A 17,455-nucleotide genomic window follows, 5' to 3' on the forward strand; every position below is an offset into this window, starting at 1 on the left:
TTAATAATTATTATATTCTGAAAAAGGTGGACGTGCATGGAATTCTCAAAAAAACTACAGCAACTCCCAACTCAATTTTTTGCAGCACTTGTGCAAAAAGTAAACGCTGCTCTTGCTGAAGGGCGTGATGTTATCAATCTTGGTCAAGGTAATCCAGATCAACCCACTCCTTCACACATTATTAAAGCATTACAGGAGGCGGCAGAAAATCCTCAAAATCATAAATACCCTCCATTTCGTGGCATAGCAGAATTACGCCAAGCAGCCGCAAGCTTCTACAAACGTGAATACAATGTTGACATTGACCCTGAAACAGAGGTAGCTATTCTCGGTGGTACGAAAATTGGTCTTGTTGAGCTACCATTAGCCGTTTTAAACCCCGGTGATACAATGCTATTACCTGATCCTGGATATCCAGATTACTTATCAGGTGTCGTATTAGGTGATGTTAATTTTGAAGTTATGCCTCTTTTTGCAGAAAATCATTTCCTGCCTGATTATAATGCTTTATCCGATGAAGTAAAAGAAAAGGCGAAGATGCTTTACTTGAATTACCCGAATAACCCAACTGGTGGCACTGCAACACTTGAATTTTTCGAGGAAACAGTACGCTTTGCAAAAGAGCACAACATTATCGTAGCACATGATTTTGCCTACGGAGCGATTGGATTTGACGGCAATAAACCTATCAGCTTCCTGCAAGCTGATGGTGCAAAAGATATCGGTATCGAAATGTATACATTATCCAAAACGTATAATATGGCAGGCTGGCGCATTGGTTTTGCAGTTGGTAACCCCGATATTGTTGCAGCCATTAATCTTATTCAAGATCATCTATTTTGTAGTCAATTTCCTGCCGTGCAACAAGCCGCGGCAATTGCACTTACCGCTTCCCAGAGTTGCGCGGATACGCTAAGAGCGACTTATGAGCGTCGACGAAACGTCCTGATCGAGGAAGCGCAGCGAATTGGTTGGCAAGTAACAGCACCGAGAGGCTCTTTCTTTGCATGGCTCCCTGTTCCATTAGGTTTTACGAGTGAACAATTTGCCGATTTATTGCTCGACAAAGCTGATATTGCAGTAGCTGCAGGCAATGGCTTCGGTCAATATGGTGAAGGCTATGTGCGGGTTGGTTTACTTGTTAGCGAAGACCGCTTACGTGAAGCAATCAGCAGAATTGAAAAATTAAACTTATTTAGCTCCTGAACATTTCAATCCCCTACCTGAAAAACTGTTCCATTAGCTCAAACTTGCTACGGGGACAGTTTTTTCTCTCTCTTGCATACTCCACCCCTTATTCTAGCGGATTCTTTCGCAACTAAATATTATAACAAAATAAAAAATTTTAAAAATTCAATTGACTTACTATATCCTATAATTTATATTAGTTCTATCGGATTTACAAAAAAAATATTATAAATCTCTTATCAAGAGTAGCTGAGGGACTGGCCCTATGAAGCTCGGCAACCTCCTTTTTTAAGGAAGGTGCTAAATCCTGCAAACGATTATCGTTTGAAAGATAAGAGAGGACGTTTTTTCATGAGCCTCTCTTAATTTTTTAGGAGAGTTTTTTTTATTTTCAAAAACCGATAAAAAAACTTTGGAGGTATGTTTCATGAAAAAGAAAAATAAAATTTTATTAGGTTTAGCAAGTCTCACATTAGTAGCAGCATTAGTAGGCTGTGGTACTAAAGAAAATAGTAAGGATAGTCAAAGTAAGGCTATTAATGAAAATAAGATTGTAGTAGGTGTAACTTCGGGTCCACACGAACAAATTGCTGAGGTTGTAGCGAAAGTTGCCAAAGAAAAAGGCTTAGAGGTAGAAGTAAAATCTTTCTCTGATTATGTTTTACCAAATACATCGTTAGCAGAGGGCGATCTTGATGTAAACAGTTATCAACACAAGCCATTCCTCGAGACATTTAACAAAGATCACAATACAGATTTAGTGCCCGTTGGAAAAACTATTTTAAATCCTTTAGGTATTTACTCTGAGAAATATAAATCATTCGATGACGTTCCTGATGGTGCAACGTTCGGATTACCAAATGATCCAACAAACGGGGCTCGTGCCCTATTTGTCCTTCAAGAGGCAGGCTATATTAAATTAAAAGACGGTGCAGACTTAACAGCATCTATTCGCGATGTGGAAGAAAACAAAAAGAATTTGAAATTCATTGAATTAGAGGCTGCACAAATTCCAAAACAGCTTAGTGAAGTAGATGTAGCAGCTATTAATACAAACTTCGCTCTCGATGCTGGCATTAATCCTAAAAAAGACTCCATTCTTTTAGAATCTACGGACTCTCCATATGTGAATTACATTGTAGTACGTGCTGAAAACAAAGATGACCCAACGATCAAAAAATTTGTTGAAGCTTATCAATCCGATGAAGTACGCAAATTTATTGAAGAAAAATTCCAAGGCTCTGTAATTCCAAGCTGGTAAGTGACGATTAAGTATCTTTCATAAAATCAAGAATCTGCGAGGCTCCTACAGGAAAGCTAGCAGATTCTTGCTTTATAGAAGGACTTAGAAAGGAGATATCACAGTATGATTCAACTAGAAAATATAACAAAAGAATTTAAAACTAAAAATGGTATCGTTAAAGCAGTAGATGGTATTAACCTGCATGTCAAAAAAGGTGAAATTCATGGGGTTATTGGCTACAGTGGTGCAGGAAAAAGTACCCTTATTCGCTGCGTTAATTTATTAGAACGTCCAACAACAGGAAAGGTATTGATCGATCATGTGGATATTACTTCCCTTTCTCTAAACGACCTTCGCAAAACTCGTCAAAAAATCGGGATGATCTTCCAGCATTTTAACCTTTTAAAAACAGCGACCGTATACAATAATATCTCGGTACCATTAAAGCTTCTAGGCTATAACGACTCTGAAGTAAAAAAACGTGTTGCAAAATATGCAGAAATTGTTGGCCTAACAGAGAAATTAGATAGTTATCCTAGCCAGCTTTCAGGTGGTCAAAAACAACGTGTCGCTATTGCACGCGCCCTTGCCCAAGAACCTGAGATTTTGCTCAGTGATGAAGCGACAAGTGCACTCGACCCTGAAACAACTGACGCCATTCTTGAGCTTCTCTTGAAAATTAATCGCGAGATGGGCATCACTATTTTACTCATTACACATGAAATGAATGTTATTCAAAAAATTTGCGACGATGTATCCGTTCTTGAATCAGGAGCGGTTGTGGAATACGGCTCTGCTATAGACCTATTTTCAAAGCCTCAGCATCCAACGACACGAAAGTTTTTAAATACCATTTCTCAACGTAATTTATCCCCTTCCCTTATCGAGCAATTAAATGTTTCTGGAAGTGTTATTCGTTTAACTTTCCTTGGTGAAAGTACAGGAAAACCATTACTAGCAGAAGTGAGTAAAGTTTATGATGTTCAACCAAATATTTTATCAGCCAATATCATTGAATTAAAAAACGGCATTGTCGGTAATATTGTCGTGCATCTACACGGTGAAGCACATATCGTAGAAAAAGCACTTAAATATTTTACAGAAAACGGAGTAAGTGTCGAGGAATTAGGAGGTGGATTAAATGAATAGTATTCAAAGCTTCTTTGCAGATTGGTCAGATGTTATTGGGAAATCCATTATCGAAACCTTCCAAATGGTCGGAATTTCACTATTCTTTTCTATTTTAATTGGGATTCCGTTAGGGCTTTTAATCGTTTTAACTCGCCCGGGGCAATCGTTTGAAAATAAATTTCTCTACCAATTTTTCAATTTATTTATTAATATTATCCGCTCTGTACCGTTCATTATTTTACTATTCTTCATTTTACCGTTTACGAAGCTAATCGTCGGCACAACTATCGGTGTAAAAGGTGTTATTGTGCCGCTTGTTGTTTATACAGCGCCTTATATTGCGCGCCTTATGGAAACGGCACTTTTAGAAGTTGATCCAGGTGTTGTAGAAGCTTATACAGCAATGGGCATTAAACGTCGTCATATTATTTGGAATGTCTTATTACGTGAGGCGCGCCCATCCATTATTTTAGGTTTAACGATTGCTACAATCGGTCTTATCGGAGCAACAGCAATGGCCGGAATGGTTGGTGCTGGTGGTTTAGGTGATCTCGCATACCGTTACGGTCATTTACGCTATGAGGTCGATGTGATGTATACGACTGTGTTTATCTTAATTATCCTTGTTCAGAGTATTCAATCAATAGGTAACCGCTTTGCCGTGAAGTTAAAGAAAGATTAGTAGGAGGAATATGATGACAAAGACAACACATAGCGATCTACTATTAAAAAATATTAATGCACAAGCCCCCTTCCCTATTTGCTTTGCAGATTTAGAAAAGGCAGTTGCAGAAAAATTGGAAGCTGGTCCGTTTGGTTACATCCGTTCAGGCGCTGGCGGTGAGCAAACATTACGGAATAACCGTACAGCCTTTGAAAAATACTCTATTATTCCACGTTTTTTACAGGATGTTTCAAGTATTGATACATCAATTGAGCTGTTCGGAAAAGTACATCCAACCCCGTTCATATTTGCTCCTGTTGGCATGAACAGAATGGCGCATGACGAAGGAGAGCTAGCCGTTGCACGTGCAGCTGATCAATTAAAAATCCCTTATATCCAAAGTACCGTTTCAAGCTATGCACTTGAGGATGTGGCACAAACAGCTCCCACTGCTACTAAATGGTTTCAATTATATTGGTCAACAAATGAGGAAATTGCCTATAGCATGGCAGCTCGAGCCGAGGCTGCTGGTTTTGAGGCTATCGTTTTAACTGTAGATACAGTCATGCTCGGCTGGCGCGAAGAAGATGTTCGCAATCAATTTTCACCATTAAAGCTTGGATATGCACGAGGAAACTATATGAATGACCCTGTTTTTACCGCTTCCTTACCAGATGATTCATTTGAGTCATATGTACAAGGCGTGTTACAAAATATATTCCATCCAACATTAAATTGGGACAATGTACGTGAATTAAAGCGCCGTTCGAATCTCCCTATTTTGTTAAAGGGGATCTTACATCCTGAAGACGCAAAACTAGCTATAGAAAACGGCATTGACGGAATTATCGTATCCAACCATGGTGGCCGCCAATTAGATGGCGTAATTAGTTCACTTGATGCACTTCCTGGCATTGTAAAAGCTGTAAATGGACAAATTCCCGTTATTTTAGATAGCGGTGTGTATCGTGGAATGGACGCTCTTAAAGCACTCGCTTTAGGAGCAGATGCTGTTGCCATCGGTCGCCCCTTCGTCTACGGACTTGCATTAGCAGGACAGCAAGGAGTCGAAAAAGTAATGACGAATTTATATGATGAATTAAAAGTTTCTATCGCATTAGCAGGGGCAACATCTATAAAGGGACTACGTGATATCACATTGGTGAAAAAAGATGGAGCCGATAGTAAATGAGTTAATACTGATGAACGCTAAAAGCAGCGTAAGTCTTCACTCAAAATAAAGCAGTCCTGTATTTCGAGGTGGCGATCCGTCACTTCGACTGTTTTATCCGGCATTTCGGGGGGGCTTTCCTTCGCTTTGGGGGGGCTTTCCTTCGCTTCGCTGGTTCTTTCCGTCACTTTGACATTTCTATCCGTCGCTTTGCTGGTTCTTTCCGTCGCTCGGTCTTCTTTCCATCGCTTTGACGTTTCTTTTCATAACTCTGTCGGGGCTATCCATGATTTTGACTGTTCTATCCACGACTTTGACGGGGCTATCCGTCACTTGGACGTTTCTTTCCGTCACTTTGGCCCTTCTATCCGTCGCTTCGCTGGTTCTTTCCGTCGCTCAGTTTTGTTACCGTCACTTCGGAGCTTCTTTCCGTCGCTATGACATTTCTATCCGTCACCTCGGCTCTTCTTTCCGTCGCTTTGCTGGTTCTTTCCGTCGCTCTGACTTCTATCCGTCACTTTGGCTCTTCTCTCCGTCGCTTGGACGTTTCTTTCCGTCACTTTGGCCCTTCTTTCCGTCGCTCTGTCTTCTATCCGTCACCTTGGCTCTTCTTTCCGTCACTTCGCTGGTTCTTTCCGTCGCTTTGACATTTCTATCCGCCACCTTGGCTCTTCTTTCCGTCGCTCTGTCTTCTATCCGTCACCTCGGCTCTTCTTTCCGTCGCTTTGACGTTTCTTTCCGTCACTTTGGCTCTTCTTTCCGTCACTCATCTTGGCCCTTCTTTCCGTCACTCACCTTGGCCCTTCTTTCCGTCACTCACCTTGGCCCTTCTTTCCGTCACTCACCTTGGCCCTTCTTTCCGTCGCTTTGCTGGTTCTTTCCGTCGCTCTATCTTCTATCCATCACTTCAACCTATCTATCCGTCTGAATCTAAAAAGGGGCTACCTCGCTATTGAGGCAGCCCCATTTTTTATTGAATAACGCCTAGCTCACGGCCGACTTTTTCATAGATTGCTAGAGCGTCGTCCAGCATTTCTTTTGTATGTGCCGCTGTAGGCATGTTACGAACACGTCCTGTGCCTTTTGGAACCGTTGGGAAAACGATTGATTTAGCGTAGACGCCCTCTTCAAATAGGCGGCGTGAAAATTCCTGCGTAAGCTTTTCATCACCAATAATACATGGTGTAATTGGCGTTTCAGATGCACCGATATTAAAGCCTAGCTTAGCAAAACCCGCTTTTAGATAATCGCCATTTTCCCAAAGCTTATCGTGAAGCTCTGTTGAGTCAATCAGCATTTGTACTGCTGCTGTTATCGCTGCTACATCACCTGGTGGTAATGCTGTTGAGAATAAAAATGGGCGAGAACGTACTTTTAGCCAGTCAATTAAATTTTTCTTACCTGCTACATATCCGCCAACAACACCAATTGCTTTAGAAAGTGTACCAATTTGGAAGTCAATTTCTTTTTCTAAACCGAAATGCTTCACAGTACCCTTTCCTTTACCTGTTACGCCTGATCCGTGTGCATCATCGACGTATGTGATTAAATCAAACTCTTTCGCAATTTCAACGATTTCTGGTAATTTTGCAATATCACCGTCCATTGAGAATACACCATCAGTAATGACCATGACTTTATTGTATAAGCCTGATTCTTTTGCTTCCTTTGCCTTTGCACGTAAATCATCCATATCAGAGTGATTAAAGGCAATGATTTTTGCACGTGATAAACGACAGCCATCAATAATCGACGCATGGTTTAATTGGTCTGAAAGGATCGCATCATTTTTATCCATAACAGCTGAAATAGCTGCCATATTACAGTTAAAACCTGATTGATAAGAGATTGCTGCTTCTGTACCTTTAAATTCAGCAAGCTTTTCCTCTAATTTAACGTGTAAATCAAGTGTACCGTTAATCGTACGAACTGCTCCAGCCCCTACACCGTATGTCTCAATTGTTTCTTTGGCAATACGCTTTAAATCTTCATTTGTTGCTAAGCCAAGATAGTTGTTTGATGATAGATTAATTAGATTTTTGCTACGTACCTGAATAATTGGTCCGTTTGCTCCCTCTACTGGATCAATTTCATTGTATAAGCCTTGATCGTGTAAGGCTTTTAGGTTTTCATCTAAAAATGCATTCAATACTTTTGACAAGCGTATCATCCTTTCCTAGGAACACTATTCTAGTTCCTAGTGTAGCACAAGCATACTATTAGAAAAATTACTTTGTTAATCTTTCGAATAGTGGGGCAGTTTTTTCTCGCCAAAGAGATGATGATACACAATTATCTAATAATCGACGGACAGTATACTCCGCTTCCGCGTAACGCTTCGAATAACCCATTGCATCCTGCATCGCCTCTTTATACTTTGCCCGAATATCTTCAATTTGAACTTCTGCTTCCTGTGAAATTGCGCAATGTTTCCCTATATCGAAAATTTCATCCCCTAGTCTTCCGTCCTGTGGGTCAAAGATATGAGGCTCTGTACTATCAAAAATACAGAAATTCAATTCCGGGATCATAACCATGTCAACAGAGTTTGAATCCAAGCCGCACCAAATAATTTGTGCATCGAGCCCTCTTGCATTTGCTTCGTCTGCTAAACCTTTCATTAAAGAAGATTTACCAGTACCTGGCTTCCCTTTGATCATCAATCTTCTAGATACATTTTTTGTTATGCTATCTACTGTATTTTCGGCGCCCCTCGGTGTTAATGTTCCGAGTAAGCGATGGGTGCGCACTCCTGTTTTATTTAAGACGATTGATTGGAAAACATCTGTCTTTAAATTTTCAACCTGGTCATTCAATGCCTGCCAGTTCATACAACTCTGAGTGACTACTTCCCAATCATCATGGATCTTTATAGCATTATTAAGTTTCGAAATACACTTCTCACGCCATGACTCTCGTTCTGTCATCGCATTAGCGAGCTGTTCGCCAACCCTTTCAAGCTGGATTTCTTCTAAGCAATCATAAAATGACATCACTCGATGTTTTGTTCCAAGGAAAACCGGTTCAATCCCCCAACCCGATGACCATACAAATAGTCGATTACATCCTTGAACATACACTGCCTCAACAATATCCTCCAGCAAAGCATGCTTAAACCACTCCACCGCAAAGCCTTGCTTCACATAAAAATAACCTAGCTCTTTAAGAAGCTCTGATCCTTTAAACGTCGGTGCACCCTGCAAAATATAAACTAATTCAGCTTCATCCATCATTTCTTTATATAAATGTTTAATTCCTTGCCCAGTCAGTGCGTGTCCATAATAGTAGGTCACATTTCCGTTCAATTCCGATCCCCCTTTATCTTATGCCTTGCATTATATGAAGGAACCTTAAAAAAAATGAAGAGCTACTTTTATTTTTTACAAATAAAAGTAGCTTCCTATTTAAAAGAATGGGGGCATGCCCTCTATATTGCCAATACACCTCATTAATACTTTTCGACAATAAGGTAACGAATATTGCACAATATAGCCTGATGTTAAAGCAATGACCACAGTACCAACGCCAACAGGACCTCCGAGTAACCAGCCAAGAATTGTTACAAGGACCTCGATACCCATTCGTGCTGTTTTAATCGTTCCCCCAAACTTTTCAACAAGAATCATCATTAATGTATCCCGTGGCCCTGCCCCCATATTCGGAGCAATATACATACCACAGCCAAAGCTTAAAACAAATAAACCTACCACAAAATAAGTTATCTGTAAGCCATAAATACTTGTTGACGGTAATAGCCAATTAAAAACATCTATAAATGATCCGATAAGTAGCATATTGAGCCATGTCCCGATTTTTGGCCATTCTCGTAAAACAATTGAAGTTGAAATAACAATTAAAAGCCCTGTTAAAATAGACCAAGTACCAATTGATAAACCAAAATTCTGAAATAAACCCACATGCAACACATCCCAAGGGCTCGTTCCTACGATTTTCCCTTTAATGGACATTGTAATTCCAAGCGACATCACCATTAAGCCACCAATAAAAAACGTCCAACGCCACCCCGTAATTTTCCTCATTTCATATCCTTCTCTCTATGTATGATATTGCTCTAACAGCACCCTATTTTCTACAAAATCTTACTCTTACTTCCTGACAACTTAAATAAAAAAACTACCCAGCATATCATTCTTGGGTAGTGGTGATTGGAGCGAGCTTTGCTTTTGTCACAGCGACTAAATCATCTAGTTGTATGTGGATTTGCATACCGATTTTTCCGGCACTGACAATAATACTTCCTTGCTCTTGAGCTGAAGCGTCGATGACAGTTGGATAAAGCTTCTTCATGCCGACCGGAGAGCATCCTCCTCGTACATAGCCTGTATAGCCGAGTAACTCCTTAACCGGAAGCATGTCGATTTTCTTCTCGCCTACAACCTTTGCAGCAGCTTTTAAATCAAGCTCATCTGCTACAGGGATAACAAATACAAAAAGCTTTTGTGCACTTGCCTTTGCTACTAATGTTTTGAAAACACGAGAAACTGGGTGACCAATTTTTTCAGCAACCGAAATTCCGTCCACTTGGCCGTCACCAGTTTCATATTCAATTACTTCGAACTGTATTTTTTGTTGCTCCAATAATCTTATAGCATTCGTTTTCGCATGCTTTGCCTTAGCCATGTTAAAAAACTCCCATCTGCAGCATTAGGCTATCATGGAGAACATAGGGTCATTTCCTGGTTGATAGCCGTCTTTCGCCATTTGTATATGAGTGGCATATTTTTCAGAAGCATATTTAAATGTTCTCGCCTTATATGCCTCTGCATAATTCTTACCGAAAATTGTATCTGCAAATGGATCCAATTTCAATTCCTTTGAAAAACGTTCAGGTACTTTAACTTCAATTACTTCACGTACAAAAGCAGGTCCATCTAGTTCACTTTCATCTAGCTCTTGGCCATTTAATTGCGCTTGCATTTGTATTTGAGCATTTGCACTTGCCGCTACACGTAAATCTTGTGGTGGCTGCGCGGGTGCTAGCGCTGTATTCCTCACCTGATCTAAAATTTGTAACGTCTCCTCATCTACATGCTCTAGCTGTGAATTTTCAAGAGTTTCAGGCTTTTTCGTTTGCTCATGAGCGAGCACATTCTTTTTCGTTTGTTGCAAATCTTGAATGATTGCTTGCTGTTGAGGCGTGATTTCGTTGGATTCCTCTTTTTGTTGCTCATAGAGTTCTTGATCTGTGTGCCCTAAAAGTAAATTTTCTAGCTCAAGCAATAACGGATTTTTCTTTGGCTGAAAATACAGTGAGTTTTTTCGATATGCATCACCCGCTTGTTTTCGCTGTAAAATCTTTTTACGATTATACTGTGATGAAATTCTTTCTTGTTCTATTAAACTTGATAGTTTCATATAAATTCACCTCGGCTTTCTTATTTAATATGCAAGTTAAAAAATAGATATGATAATTCCTTCTCTAATAGTTTCTGTACCCTAATTATCGGAATTTTCTTTACCAAATTCAAGAACAAATTAATACTAAGCTCCTAAAGGAATAACCCACTTTCGACAAAACAAGCATAAAGACCTATCATTAAATTCATTTTTTCCGTTCATTTATTACTGCGATATTTAATTTCAATAAAAATTATTACTGTTACTACTTTATAAATGGTGTTAATTCACCACTAAAAAAACAGCCCCTTAGCAAGGACTGTTTCTATCTATCTTTTTTAGGTTTAATAAGTATACTTTTATAGGCTAAGTATCCAAGCCATGCTCCGAGTGTATTTAAAATTAAATCATCAATATCTGCCGACCCAACTGTAAAAATAAACTGGATAGTTTCTACCGCTAGACTAGAGAAAAAGCCTGCCCAAATAACTGTCCGAGCTTTACGAAACTTTTTTGATAATAACGGAAGTAAAAAGCCCATTGGGGTAAATATTAATAAATTGCCGAGTAAATTAATAATAATGATATCCAAATTAAAATACTGGGAGTAATTTATATAGCGAAGAATTGTATCAAAGGGAATAAAATTTGTAGTTAAACGCCAATCACTATAATCAAACAACCCTAATTCATCTAGAGAATATTCGCCATTAAATAAAATAATAATTACATTCACTAGACGATCAATGACCAGTTTATAAAAAGCTATAACGGAATAAATACAAAAAAATATCCAACCTGTTATTTTGATTGGTAAATAATATGTATCTATCAACGAACGATAAGGTAATGGTAGCTTGGCACTACCCTGTATATTATTTTTTGTCATGCCTGTACCACCTACTTCCCTTTATCTCACAATTTTAATATGCTTCACTTCCCCATGCAAGTGGTAATAATAAGATGGGTAAAGAGTTTCAGAGGCGCATTAGGAGTACTTAATCACCCTATACTATACGTTTGTCCAGGTTCAATTAGAAAGACAAATAAACAAATTTTAACAATATACCATCCTCTGCTTTTGGTGATGAACAAAAAAAGCTGCCTCAATTAAACTGAGACAGCATTATTTCAGACTTTATACTGGATTTACTCCGTGCTTACGTTCTGAGAATAATAAGTACTTTGACATATAGAGCTCTAAACGTGATTCAAGTGCTTTTCTTAAATCATTTGGCTCAATAACATCGTCAATGATCAGCTCTGAAGCTAGACGATAGACATCGATTTCCTCTTGATATTCCTTGCGTTTCTCTGCAATAAAGCTCGCTTGCTCCTCTTTTGGGAGTTCAGCAATTTTATTTGCATATACTGCGTTGACCGCAGCTTCAGGACCCATTACAGCAATTTGTGCGTTGGAAAGCGCAATACAGCAGTCTGGCTCAAAAGCAGGACCTGCCATTGCATACAGCCCTGCACCATATGCCTTACGAACAATGACCGTTAATTTTGGGACTGTTGCCTCACTCATTGCGAAAATCATTTTCGCACCATGGCGTATAATCCCAGCCTTTTCAACTTGCGTACCAATCATAAATCCTGGTACATCTGCAAGGAAAAGAAGCGGAATATTGAACGCATCACAAAGTGAAATGAATTTTGCTGCTTTATCAGCTGAATCGTGGAACAAAACGCCACCCTTTACACGCGGTTGATTGGCGATAATTCCAACGGATTGCCCATTAATGCGCCCAAGTCCTGTAATTAATTCTGGAGCGAATAATTTTTTCACTTCACAAAACGTATCTTCATCAATAATACGTTCAATTAGTTTATACATATCAAAAGGAACGTTTTGATTTTTTGGTATTAGCTCATCAATCGATTTATCAAATGAAGCTGGTGGCTTTGGAGCCTCTAGCTTACTGCGCTCTGCATAATTGTTCGGGAAGTAGCTCAAATATTTACGAGCATAGGCAATTGCTTCTTGCTCGTTTTTAGCAAGCACATCTCCGCAACCGGAAACAGAACAGTGCATTTTCGCTCCACCCATCGTTTCCAAATCTACCTTCTCACCAATAACCATTTCCGCCATACGTGGGGATCCTAAATACATCGATGCATTACCCTCTACCATGACTACAATATCGCAGAATGCAGGGATATAGGCACCTCCTGCCGCAGAAGGTCCAAACAGTAAGCATATTTGAGGGATTTTACCTGAAAGTTTTACCTGATTATAGAAAATGCGTCCTGCTCCTCTTCGACCAGGGAACATTTCTAATTGGTCGGTAATACGTGCACCTGCCGAATCGACTAGATACAGTAATGGGCAATTTAGCTTTTCGGCTGTTTCTTGAATACGAATCATTTTTTCTACTGTACGTTTACCCCAAGAGCCAGCTTTAATCGTCGAATCGTTTGCTAGTACACAAACAGTACGGCCATGGATTTTACCGATTCCTGTTACAACGCCATCTGCCGGTAAGTCACCAGCTAAGCAGTTTGCGTACAAGCCCTCCTCTGATTGTAGCCCATCATCTAATAATAATTCGAGTCGTTCACGTACAAATAGTTTTCCTTGCTGCGCATTTTTATCGTGATATTTTGGCAGACCACCTGCTAAAATTTGTTCCTTCATTGTTTTAGTCGTATTTTCTGTCGGTACATTGCTCATATTTAATTCCTCCTTTTGCCCATTCGATTACGCCTTAGCATGAATAATTAATAAATATACCTAGATCTCGGTTCATTATCATAATGTGGGGTTGATTTCCGTTACGGCTGTGCGCTTTGTTGCTGTCGCTACGCTTTCGCACAGATAAAACATTTGTAGCTGCCGCTTTGCTTTCGCTTCAGAAAACATTTGTAGCTGTCGCTTTGCTTTCGCTTCAGAAAACATTTGTAGCTGTCGCTTTGCTTTCGCTTCAGAAAACATTTGCTGCCGCTACGTTAGCACTACGCTTTCGCACAGAAAACATCCGCTACACTGCAGGGTCTCGGGCCAACACGATGTTGGTCACGAAGGCGTTATCACAGGATGTGATGCTCTTAGCCTTCGTTCCTCTAACGCTGATCCCCGAGGAGTCGCCCAGCCTTCACGCCAATCAACTTATATGCATTGCATATGTTTTAACAAAATGTCGTTCCAAACTTCTGATAATGGACCAAAATCTACTAGAAATTCAACTTGTATGGCTCATCACCATAGCGTGGAGTTGATTTCCGTTACACTTGGTGCTTCCCTGAGGGCACCCTAAGAAGTCATCTAGCCTCCACTTTTTGATGATGTGCCTATTTTTTTAAAATCCTACTTTAAAACCTTTCAAAATCTTTCAGTAGAGTCTTTACTTCCCTAAGTATTGCGGTGTTCGCTTTTCTTGGAAAGCGAGTAAGCCCTCTAATCGATCTTCTGTAGGAATCAGAGCATTATATGCAAGTGATTCGATTTTTAAGCCAGTAGCTAAATCTACTTCAACACCTTGATTCATGGCGATTTTCGCCTGTACTAAAGAAAGCGGGGCATTTTTTGCCATTTCAAGCGCAAGCTGCTGAGCCTTTTCAAGTACTTCATGTCCTTCATGAATATACTCCACAATACCGTAGCTTCTTGCTTCCTCTGCATTTAATCGACGTGCTGTATAAATTAATTCCTTCGCCTTTCCAATGCCAATTAGTCGCGGAAGTCGTTGCGTGCCTCCTGCCCCTGGGATGATGCCGAGAGATGTCTCCGTAAGACCTAACTTTGCATGTGTTGCTGCAAGGCGTAAATCACAGGCTAACGCTAGTTCGAGTCCTCCACCAAAAGCAACACCATTTAGTACGGCGATAACTGGTTGAGCGAGTGCTTCTACTTTTGCCACTGTTGCACCGATTAATTGCACAATCTGCTTTACTTGTCGGTCTGGCATCCCTTTACGTTCTTTTAAATCTGCTCCTGCGCAAAAAGCTTTTTCCCCTGCTCCCGTTAGTAGGGCGACTCGCACTGCCGGATCACCGTTTATGTTGTCGAGTGTCGCGCTAAGTTCTTGGAGTAGTTGTACAGACATTGCATTTGCAGCTTCAGGTCTTGAAAGTGTAATAAGCCCAATGCAACCATCTAATAATTCAAAACGAACGAGTTGCGTCATAATTGACTCGCACTCCTTTCATTACGGGCAATTGCCATTTGTTTAGAGGCAACGGCCTTCCCTAGTTTCTGTTCAATAAATAGCGCAGCCTCTAACACTTTATTCAGCTCTACACCCGTTTTAATACCCATTTCATCTAATAAATAAAGTAAATCTTCCGTGGCTACATTACCGGATGCTCCTTTGGCATACGGACAGCCACCAAGTCCACCAAGCGCACTATCAAACTTTGTAATTCCCATTTTTAAAGATTGAACTATATTCGCTAGTGCTGTGCCACGTGTATCATGGAAATGCATCGCAAAATTTTCCGCAGGATATCTTTTTAGCAATTCTTCTAAAAGATTTTCCACCTGTGTCGGTACACCAACACCAATCGTGTCACCTAGCGAAATTTCATCGACGCCCATTTCTAATAATTTTTCTGTTACTCGCAAAACCTTTTCTGGTTGTATGTAGCCTTCATACGGGCACCCAATTACTGTTGAGATATAGCCTCGTATATTTTTATGAGCTGCCTTTGCCCCTACCACAACTTCCTGTAATATCGGAAATGTGTCATTAATAGATTTATTAATATTACTTTGATTATGGCTTTCACTTGCCGACATAAAAACGCTCACTTCATCTACTTCAGCCTGCAATGCACGTTCTAAGCCACGCATGTTCGGTACGAGTGCCGCATACGTGATATCTTTTTGGCGTTTAATGGCTTGAAGCACCTCCACTGCATCAGCCAGCTGTGGAATCCACTTCGGATGCACAAAAGAAGTTACCTCGATATAATTCAATCCAGTTTGACTAAGTAAATTCACTAACTGTACTTTATCGGCAGTTGCAAGATGCGTTTTCTCATTTTGCAAACCGTCACGAGGACCTACTTCCTTTAACGTGACATACTTTGGTAGCTGCATAAAGAAGCCTCCTTATTCGATTTCTAAAATATCGTCATCAACGTTAATGAAATCCCCTTCGTTCGCAATGATTTTTGTGACTACGCCATCTTCTTCTGCTGCAATAGGAATCTCCATTTTCATCGACTCTAAAATTGCCACATCTTGTCCTGCTGTCACTTTCTCACCCTCTGCTACAACGATTTTCCATACTGTTCCTGCCATGCTCGCTTTAACTGTCGCCATTGTAAATCCCCCCCAAATGTATGAATGTACGCTTAACGCATTCGCACTAAGTAAGTGCGAATGCCTTTATTTATTTCGTCTCTGCTAATTGCGGTAGATAGTATTCATCTACAAATTTAGTTGTTGTATAGCCCTTTAAAAATTGTTCATGTGTGACTGTTTTCAACAGCATCGGAATATTTGTTTGAATTCCTTCTACTTTATACGCTTTTAGTGCCTCAATAAGTCGCTCACACGCAATTGCTCGTGTTTCTCCCCACACGACTAATTTGCTAATCATTGGATCGTAAAAAGGTGTTACCGTAGTGCCAGCCTCTACGCCGCTTTCATGGCGAATACCTTCACCTGTTGGTAATTCAAAAGCCGTGATTGTGCCAGGAGAAGGGAAAAAGGTCGAAGGATTTTCGGCGTAAATACGTACTTCAATCGCATGCCCTTTTCTTTCTATACTATCGCGCGTAAATGCTAATGGTTGTTTTGCCGCAATCTTTAATTGCTCCTCTACAAGATCCAGCTTTGTAATTTCCTCAGTCACCGGATGTTCCACCTGTAGGCGCGTATTCATCTCTAAGAAATAAAAGTTTTGCTCTGCATCTACTAAATACTCAATCGTTCCAGCATTCACATAGCCAATATGCTGAACTGCCTTGACCGAAGCATCTAGCATACTTTTTCTTGTTTCTTCAGAAATGAAAGGAGATGGTGCTTCCTCAACTACCTTTTGATTTCTACGTTGAATCGAGCACTCACGTTCAAATAGTGGTACGACATTGCCATCGTGATCCGCAATAATTTGTACCTCGACGTGATGAGGATTAGCAATAAATCGTTCCATATACATCGTGCCATCACCAAAGAATGACTGTGCACGCTTTTGATTTCCCTCAAAGGCTTTTGCCAATTCCTCTGCATTTTCTACGAGCTGCATTCCGATACCCCCACCGCCAGCAGAGGCTTTTAACATAATCGGATAGCCTAGACGGGAAGCAATTTCAATAGCTTCTGTTACATCTTTCACAGGTGTCTCAACGCCTTCAACAATTGGTACACCTGCCACCTTCATTGTTTTCCGGGCTTCTAATTTACTACCCATCGAAGCAATAACGTCTGCGCTAGGCCCAATAAAAACTAAGCCTGCCTCTGTACAACGTTTAGCAAACTCAGCGTTTTCTGATAATAAGCCATAGCCTGGATGAACAGCTTCAGCACCGCTTTCCTTTGCCACTTCAAGAATTCGATCCATATTTAAATAACTTTGTGCAACAGGTGGTTTTCCGATACAGAACGCCTCATCGGCTTCCTTAACATGTAAGCTTTCAGCGTCTGCCTCGGAATACACCGCAACTGTTAGGACATTTAGTCGTTTGCATGTTCTAATAACACGCCTTGCTATTTCTCCACGATTTGCAATTAATACCTTTTTGAACATAA

At 40.2% G+C, this 17,455-nt stretch carries 19 protein-coding genes and 1 riboswitch; of the genes, 7 read left to right on the top strand and 12 right to left on the bottom strand.

From position 1 onward, the window contains the following. The first annotated feature begins 36 nt into the window (after nt 1-36). From ACYQ73_RS13020 to ACYQ73_RS13050, 7 genes are all read left to right on the top strand, one after another. Nucleotides 37-1,206 carry an aminotransferase class I/II-fold pyridoxal phosphate-dependent enzyme gene (locus ACYQ73_RS13020; RefSeq protein WP_460012874.1) on the top strand — a complete coding sequence of 390 codons (1,170 nt, stop codon included), beginning with the start codon at nt 37-39 and terminating at the stop codon, nt 1,204-1,206. 215 nt (nt 1,207-1,421) lie between these two features. Beyond that, nucleotides 1,422-1,526, top strand: a riboswitch (SAM riboswitch). A gap of 89 nt (nt 1,527-1,615) precedes the next feature. Then, complete coding sequence (locus tag ACYQ73_RS13025) at nt 1,616-2,449, top strand: MetQ/NlpA family ABC transporter substrate-binding protein (protein WP_460012875.1); 834 nt, start codon at nt 1,616-1,618, stop codon at nt 2,447-2,449. A gap of 105 nt (nt 2,450-2,554) precedes the next feature. Then, complete coding sequence (locus ACYQ73_RS13030) at nt 2,555-3,580, top strand: methionine ABC transporter ATP-binding protein (RefSeq protein ID WP_460012876.1); 1,026 nt, start codon at nt 2,555-2,557, stop codon at nt 3,578-3,580. Further along, a complete protein-coding gene (locus tag ACYQ73_RS13035) occupies nt 3,573-4,244 on the top strand; it encodes a methionine ABC transporter permease (protein ID WP_460012877.1) in 672 nt (223 codons plus the stop codon). The genes ACYQ73_RS13030 and ACYQ73_RS13035 overlap by 8 nt, the downstream gene beginning before the upstream one ends. Nucleotides 4,245-4,257: 13 nt before the next feature. Next, nucleotides 4,258-5,418, top strand: coding sequence for an alpha-hydroxy acid oxidase (locus tag ACYQ73_RS13040; protein WP_460012878.1), 1,161 nt, complete (start codon nt 4,258-4,260; stop codon nt 5,416-5,418). A gap of 168 nt (nt 5,419-5,586) precedes the next feature. After that, nucleotides 5,587-5,838 carry a hypothetical protein gene (locus ACYQ73_RS13045; RefSeq protein ID WP_460012879.1) on the top strand — a complete coding sequence of 84 codons (252 nt, stop codon included), beginning with the start codon at nt 5,587-5,589 and terminating at the stop codon, nt 5,836-5,838. Next, nucleotides 5,753-6,325: a hypothetical protein gene (locus tag ACYQ73_RS13050; protein ID WP_460012880.1), complete on the top strand. Its 573-nt coding sequence runs from the start codon at nt 5,753-5,755 to the stop codon at nt 6,323-6,325. The genes ACYQ73_RS13045 and ACYQ73_RS13050 overlap by 86 nt, the downstream gene beginning before the upstream one ends. 42 nt (nt 6,326-6,367) lie before the next feature. Here the strand turns inward: ACYQ73_RS13050 and ACYQ73_RS13055 are convergent, their stop codons facing one another. From ACYQ73_RS13055 to ACYQ73_RS13110, 12 genes are all read right to left on the bottom strand, one after another. Beyond that, nucleotides 6,368-7,567, bottom strand: a complete 1,200-nt coding sequence (locus ACYQ73_RS13055; protein ID WP_460012881.1) for a glycine C-acetyltransferase — start codon at nt 7,565-7,567, stop codon at nt 6,368-6,370. A gap of 58 nt (nt 7,568-7,625) precedes the next feature. Then, nucleotides 7,626-8,702 (bottom strand): nucleotide kinase, encoded by a 1,077-nt coding sequence (locus ACYQ73_RS13060; RefSeq protein WP_460012882.1) that lies wholly within the window; start codon nt 8,700-8,702, stop codon nt 7,626-7,628. A 99-nt stretch (nt 8,703-8,801) separates the two neighbouring features. Further along, a complete protein-coding gene (locus tag ACYQ73_RS13065) occupies nt 8,802-9,437 on the bottom strand; it encodes a YczE/YyaS/YitT family protein (protein ID WP_460012883.1) in 636 nt (211 codons plus the stop codon). A 106-nt stretch (nt 9,438-9,543) separates the two neighbouring features. Then, a complete protein-coding gene (gene ybaK / locus ACYQ73_RS13070) occupies nt 9,544-10,038 on the bottom strand; it encodes a Cys-tRNA(Pro) deacylase (protein ID WP_460012884.1) in 495 nt (164 codons plus the stop codon). Between the two features lie 24 nt (nt 10,039-10,062). Next, on the bottom strand, nt 10,063-10,773 hold the full coding sequence (locus ACYQ73_RS13075) for a hypothetical protein (protein ID WP_460012885.1): 711 nt from the start codon (nt 10,771-10,773) through the stop codon (nt 10,063-10,065). A gap of 307 nt (nt 10,774-11,080) precedes the next feature. Further along, on the bottom strand, nt 11,081-11,644 hold the full coding sequence (locus tag ACYQ73_RS13080; protein WP_460012886.1) for a VanZ family protein: 564 nt from the start codon (nt 11,642-11,644) through the stop codon (nt 11,081-11,083). A gap of 249 nt (nt 11,645-11,893) precedes the next feature. Next, complete coding sequence (locus ACYQ73_RS13085) at nt 11,894-13,432, bottom strand: acyl-CoA carboxylase subunit beta (RefSeq protein ID WP_460012887.1); 1,539 nt, start codon at nt 13,430-13,432, stop codon at nt 11,894-11,896. Nucleotides 13,433-13,510: 78 nt separating this feature from the next. Further along, complete coding sequence (locus tag ACYQ73_RS13090; protein WP_460012888.1) at nt 13,511-13,693, bottom strand: hypothetical protein; 183 nt, start codon at nt 13,691-13,693, stop codon at nt 13,511-13,513. Nucleotides 13,694-14,102: 409 nt separating this feature from the next. Continuing rightward, nucleotides 14,103-14,885: an enoyl-CoA hydratase gene (locus tag ACYQ73_RS13095; protein ID WP_460012889.1), complete on the bottom strand. Its 783-nt coding sequence runs from the start codon at nt 14,883-14,885 to the stop codon at nt 14,103-14,105. Further along, nucleotides 14,882-15,799: a hydroxymethylglutaryl-CoA lyase gene (locus ACYQ73_RS13100; RefSeq protein WP_460012890.1), complete on the bottom strand. Its 918-nt coding sequence runs from the start codon at nt 15,797-15,799 to the stop codon at nt 14,882-14,884. Before ACYQ73_RS13100 ends, ACYQ73_RS13095 begins: the two co-directional genes overlap by 4 nt. Nucleotides 15,800-15,811: 12 nt before the next feature. After that, nucleotides 15,812-16,024, bottom strand: a complete 213-nt coding sequence (locus tag ACYQ73_RS13105; protein WP_031418413.1) for an acetyl-CoA carboxylase biotin carboxyl carrier protein subunit — start codon at nt 16,022-16,024, stop codon at nt 15,812-15,814. 70 nt (nt 16,025-16,094) lie between these two features. Next, nucleotides 16,095-17,453 carry an acetyl-CoA carboxylase biotin carboxylase subunit gene (locus tag ACYQ73_RS13110; RefSeq protein WP_460012891.1) on the bottom strand — a complete coding sequence of 453 codons (1,359 nt, stop codon included), beginning with the start codon at nt 17,451-17,453 and terminating at the stop codon, nt 16,095-16,097. Nucleotides 17,454-17,455: the final 2 nt, after the last annotated feature.

The organism is Lysinibacillus sp. CTST325, assembly GCF_054665055.1.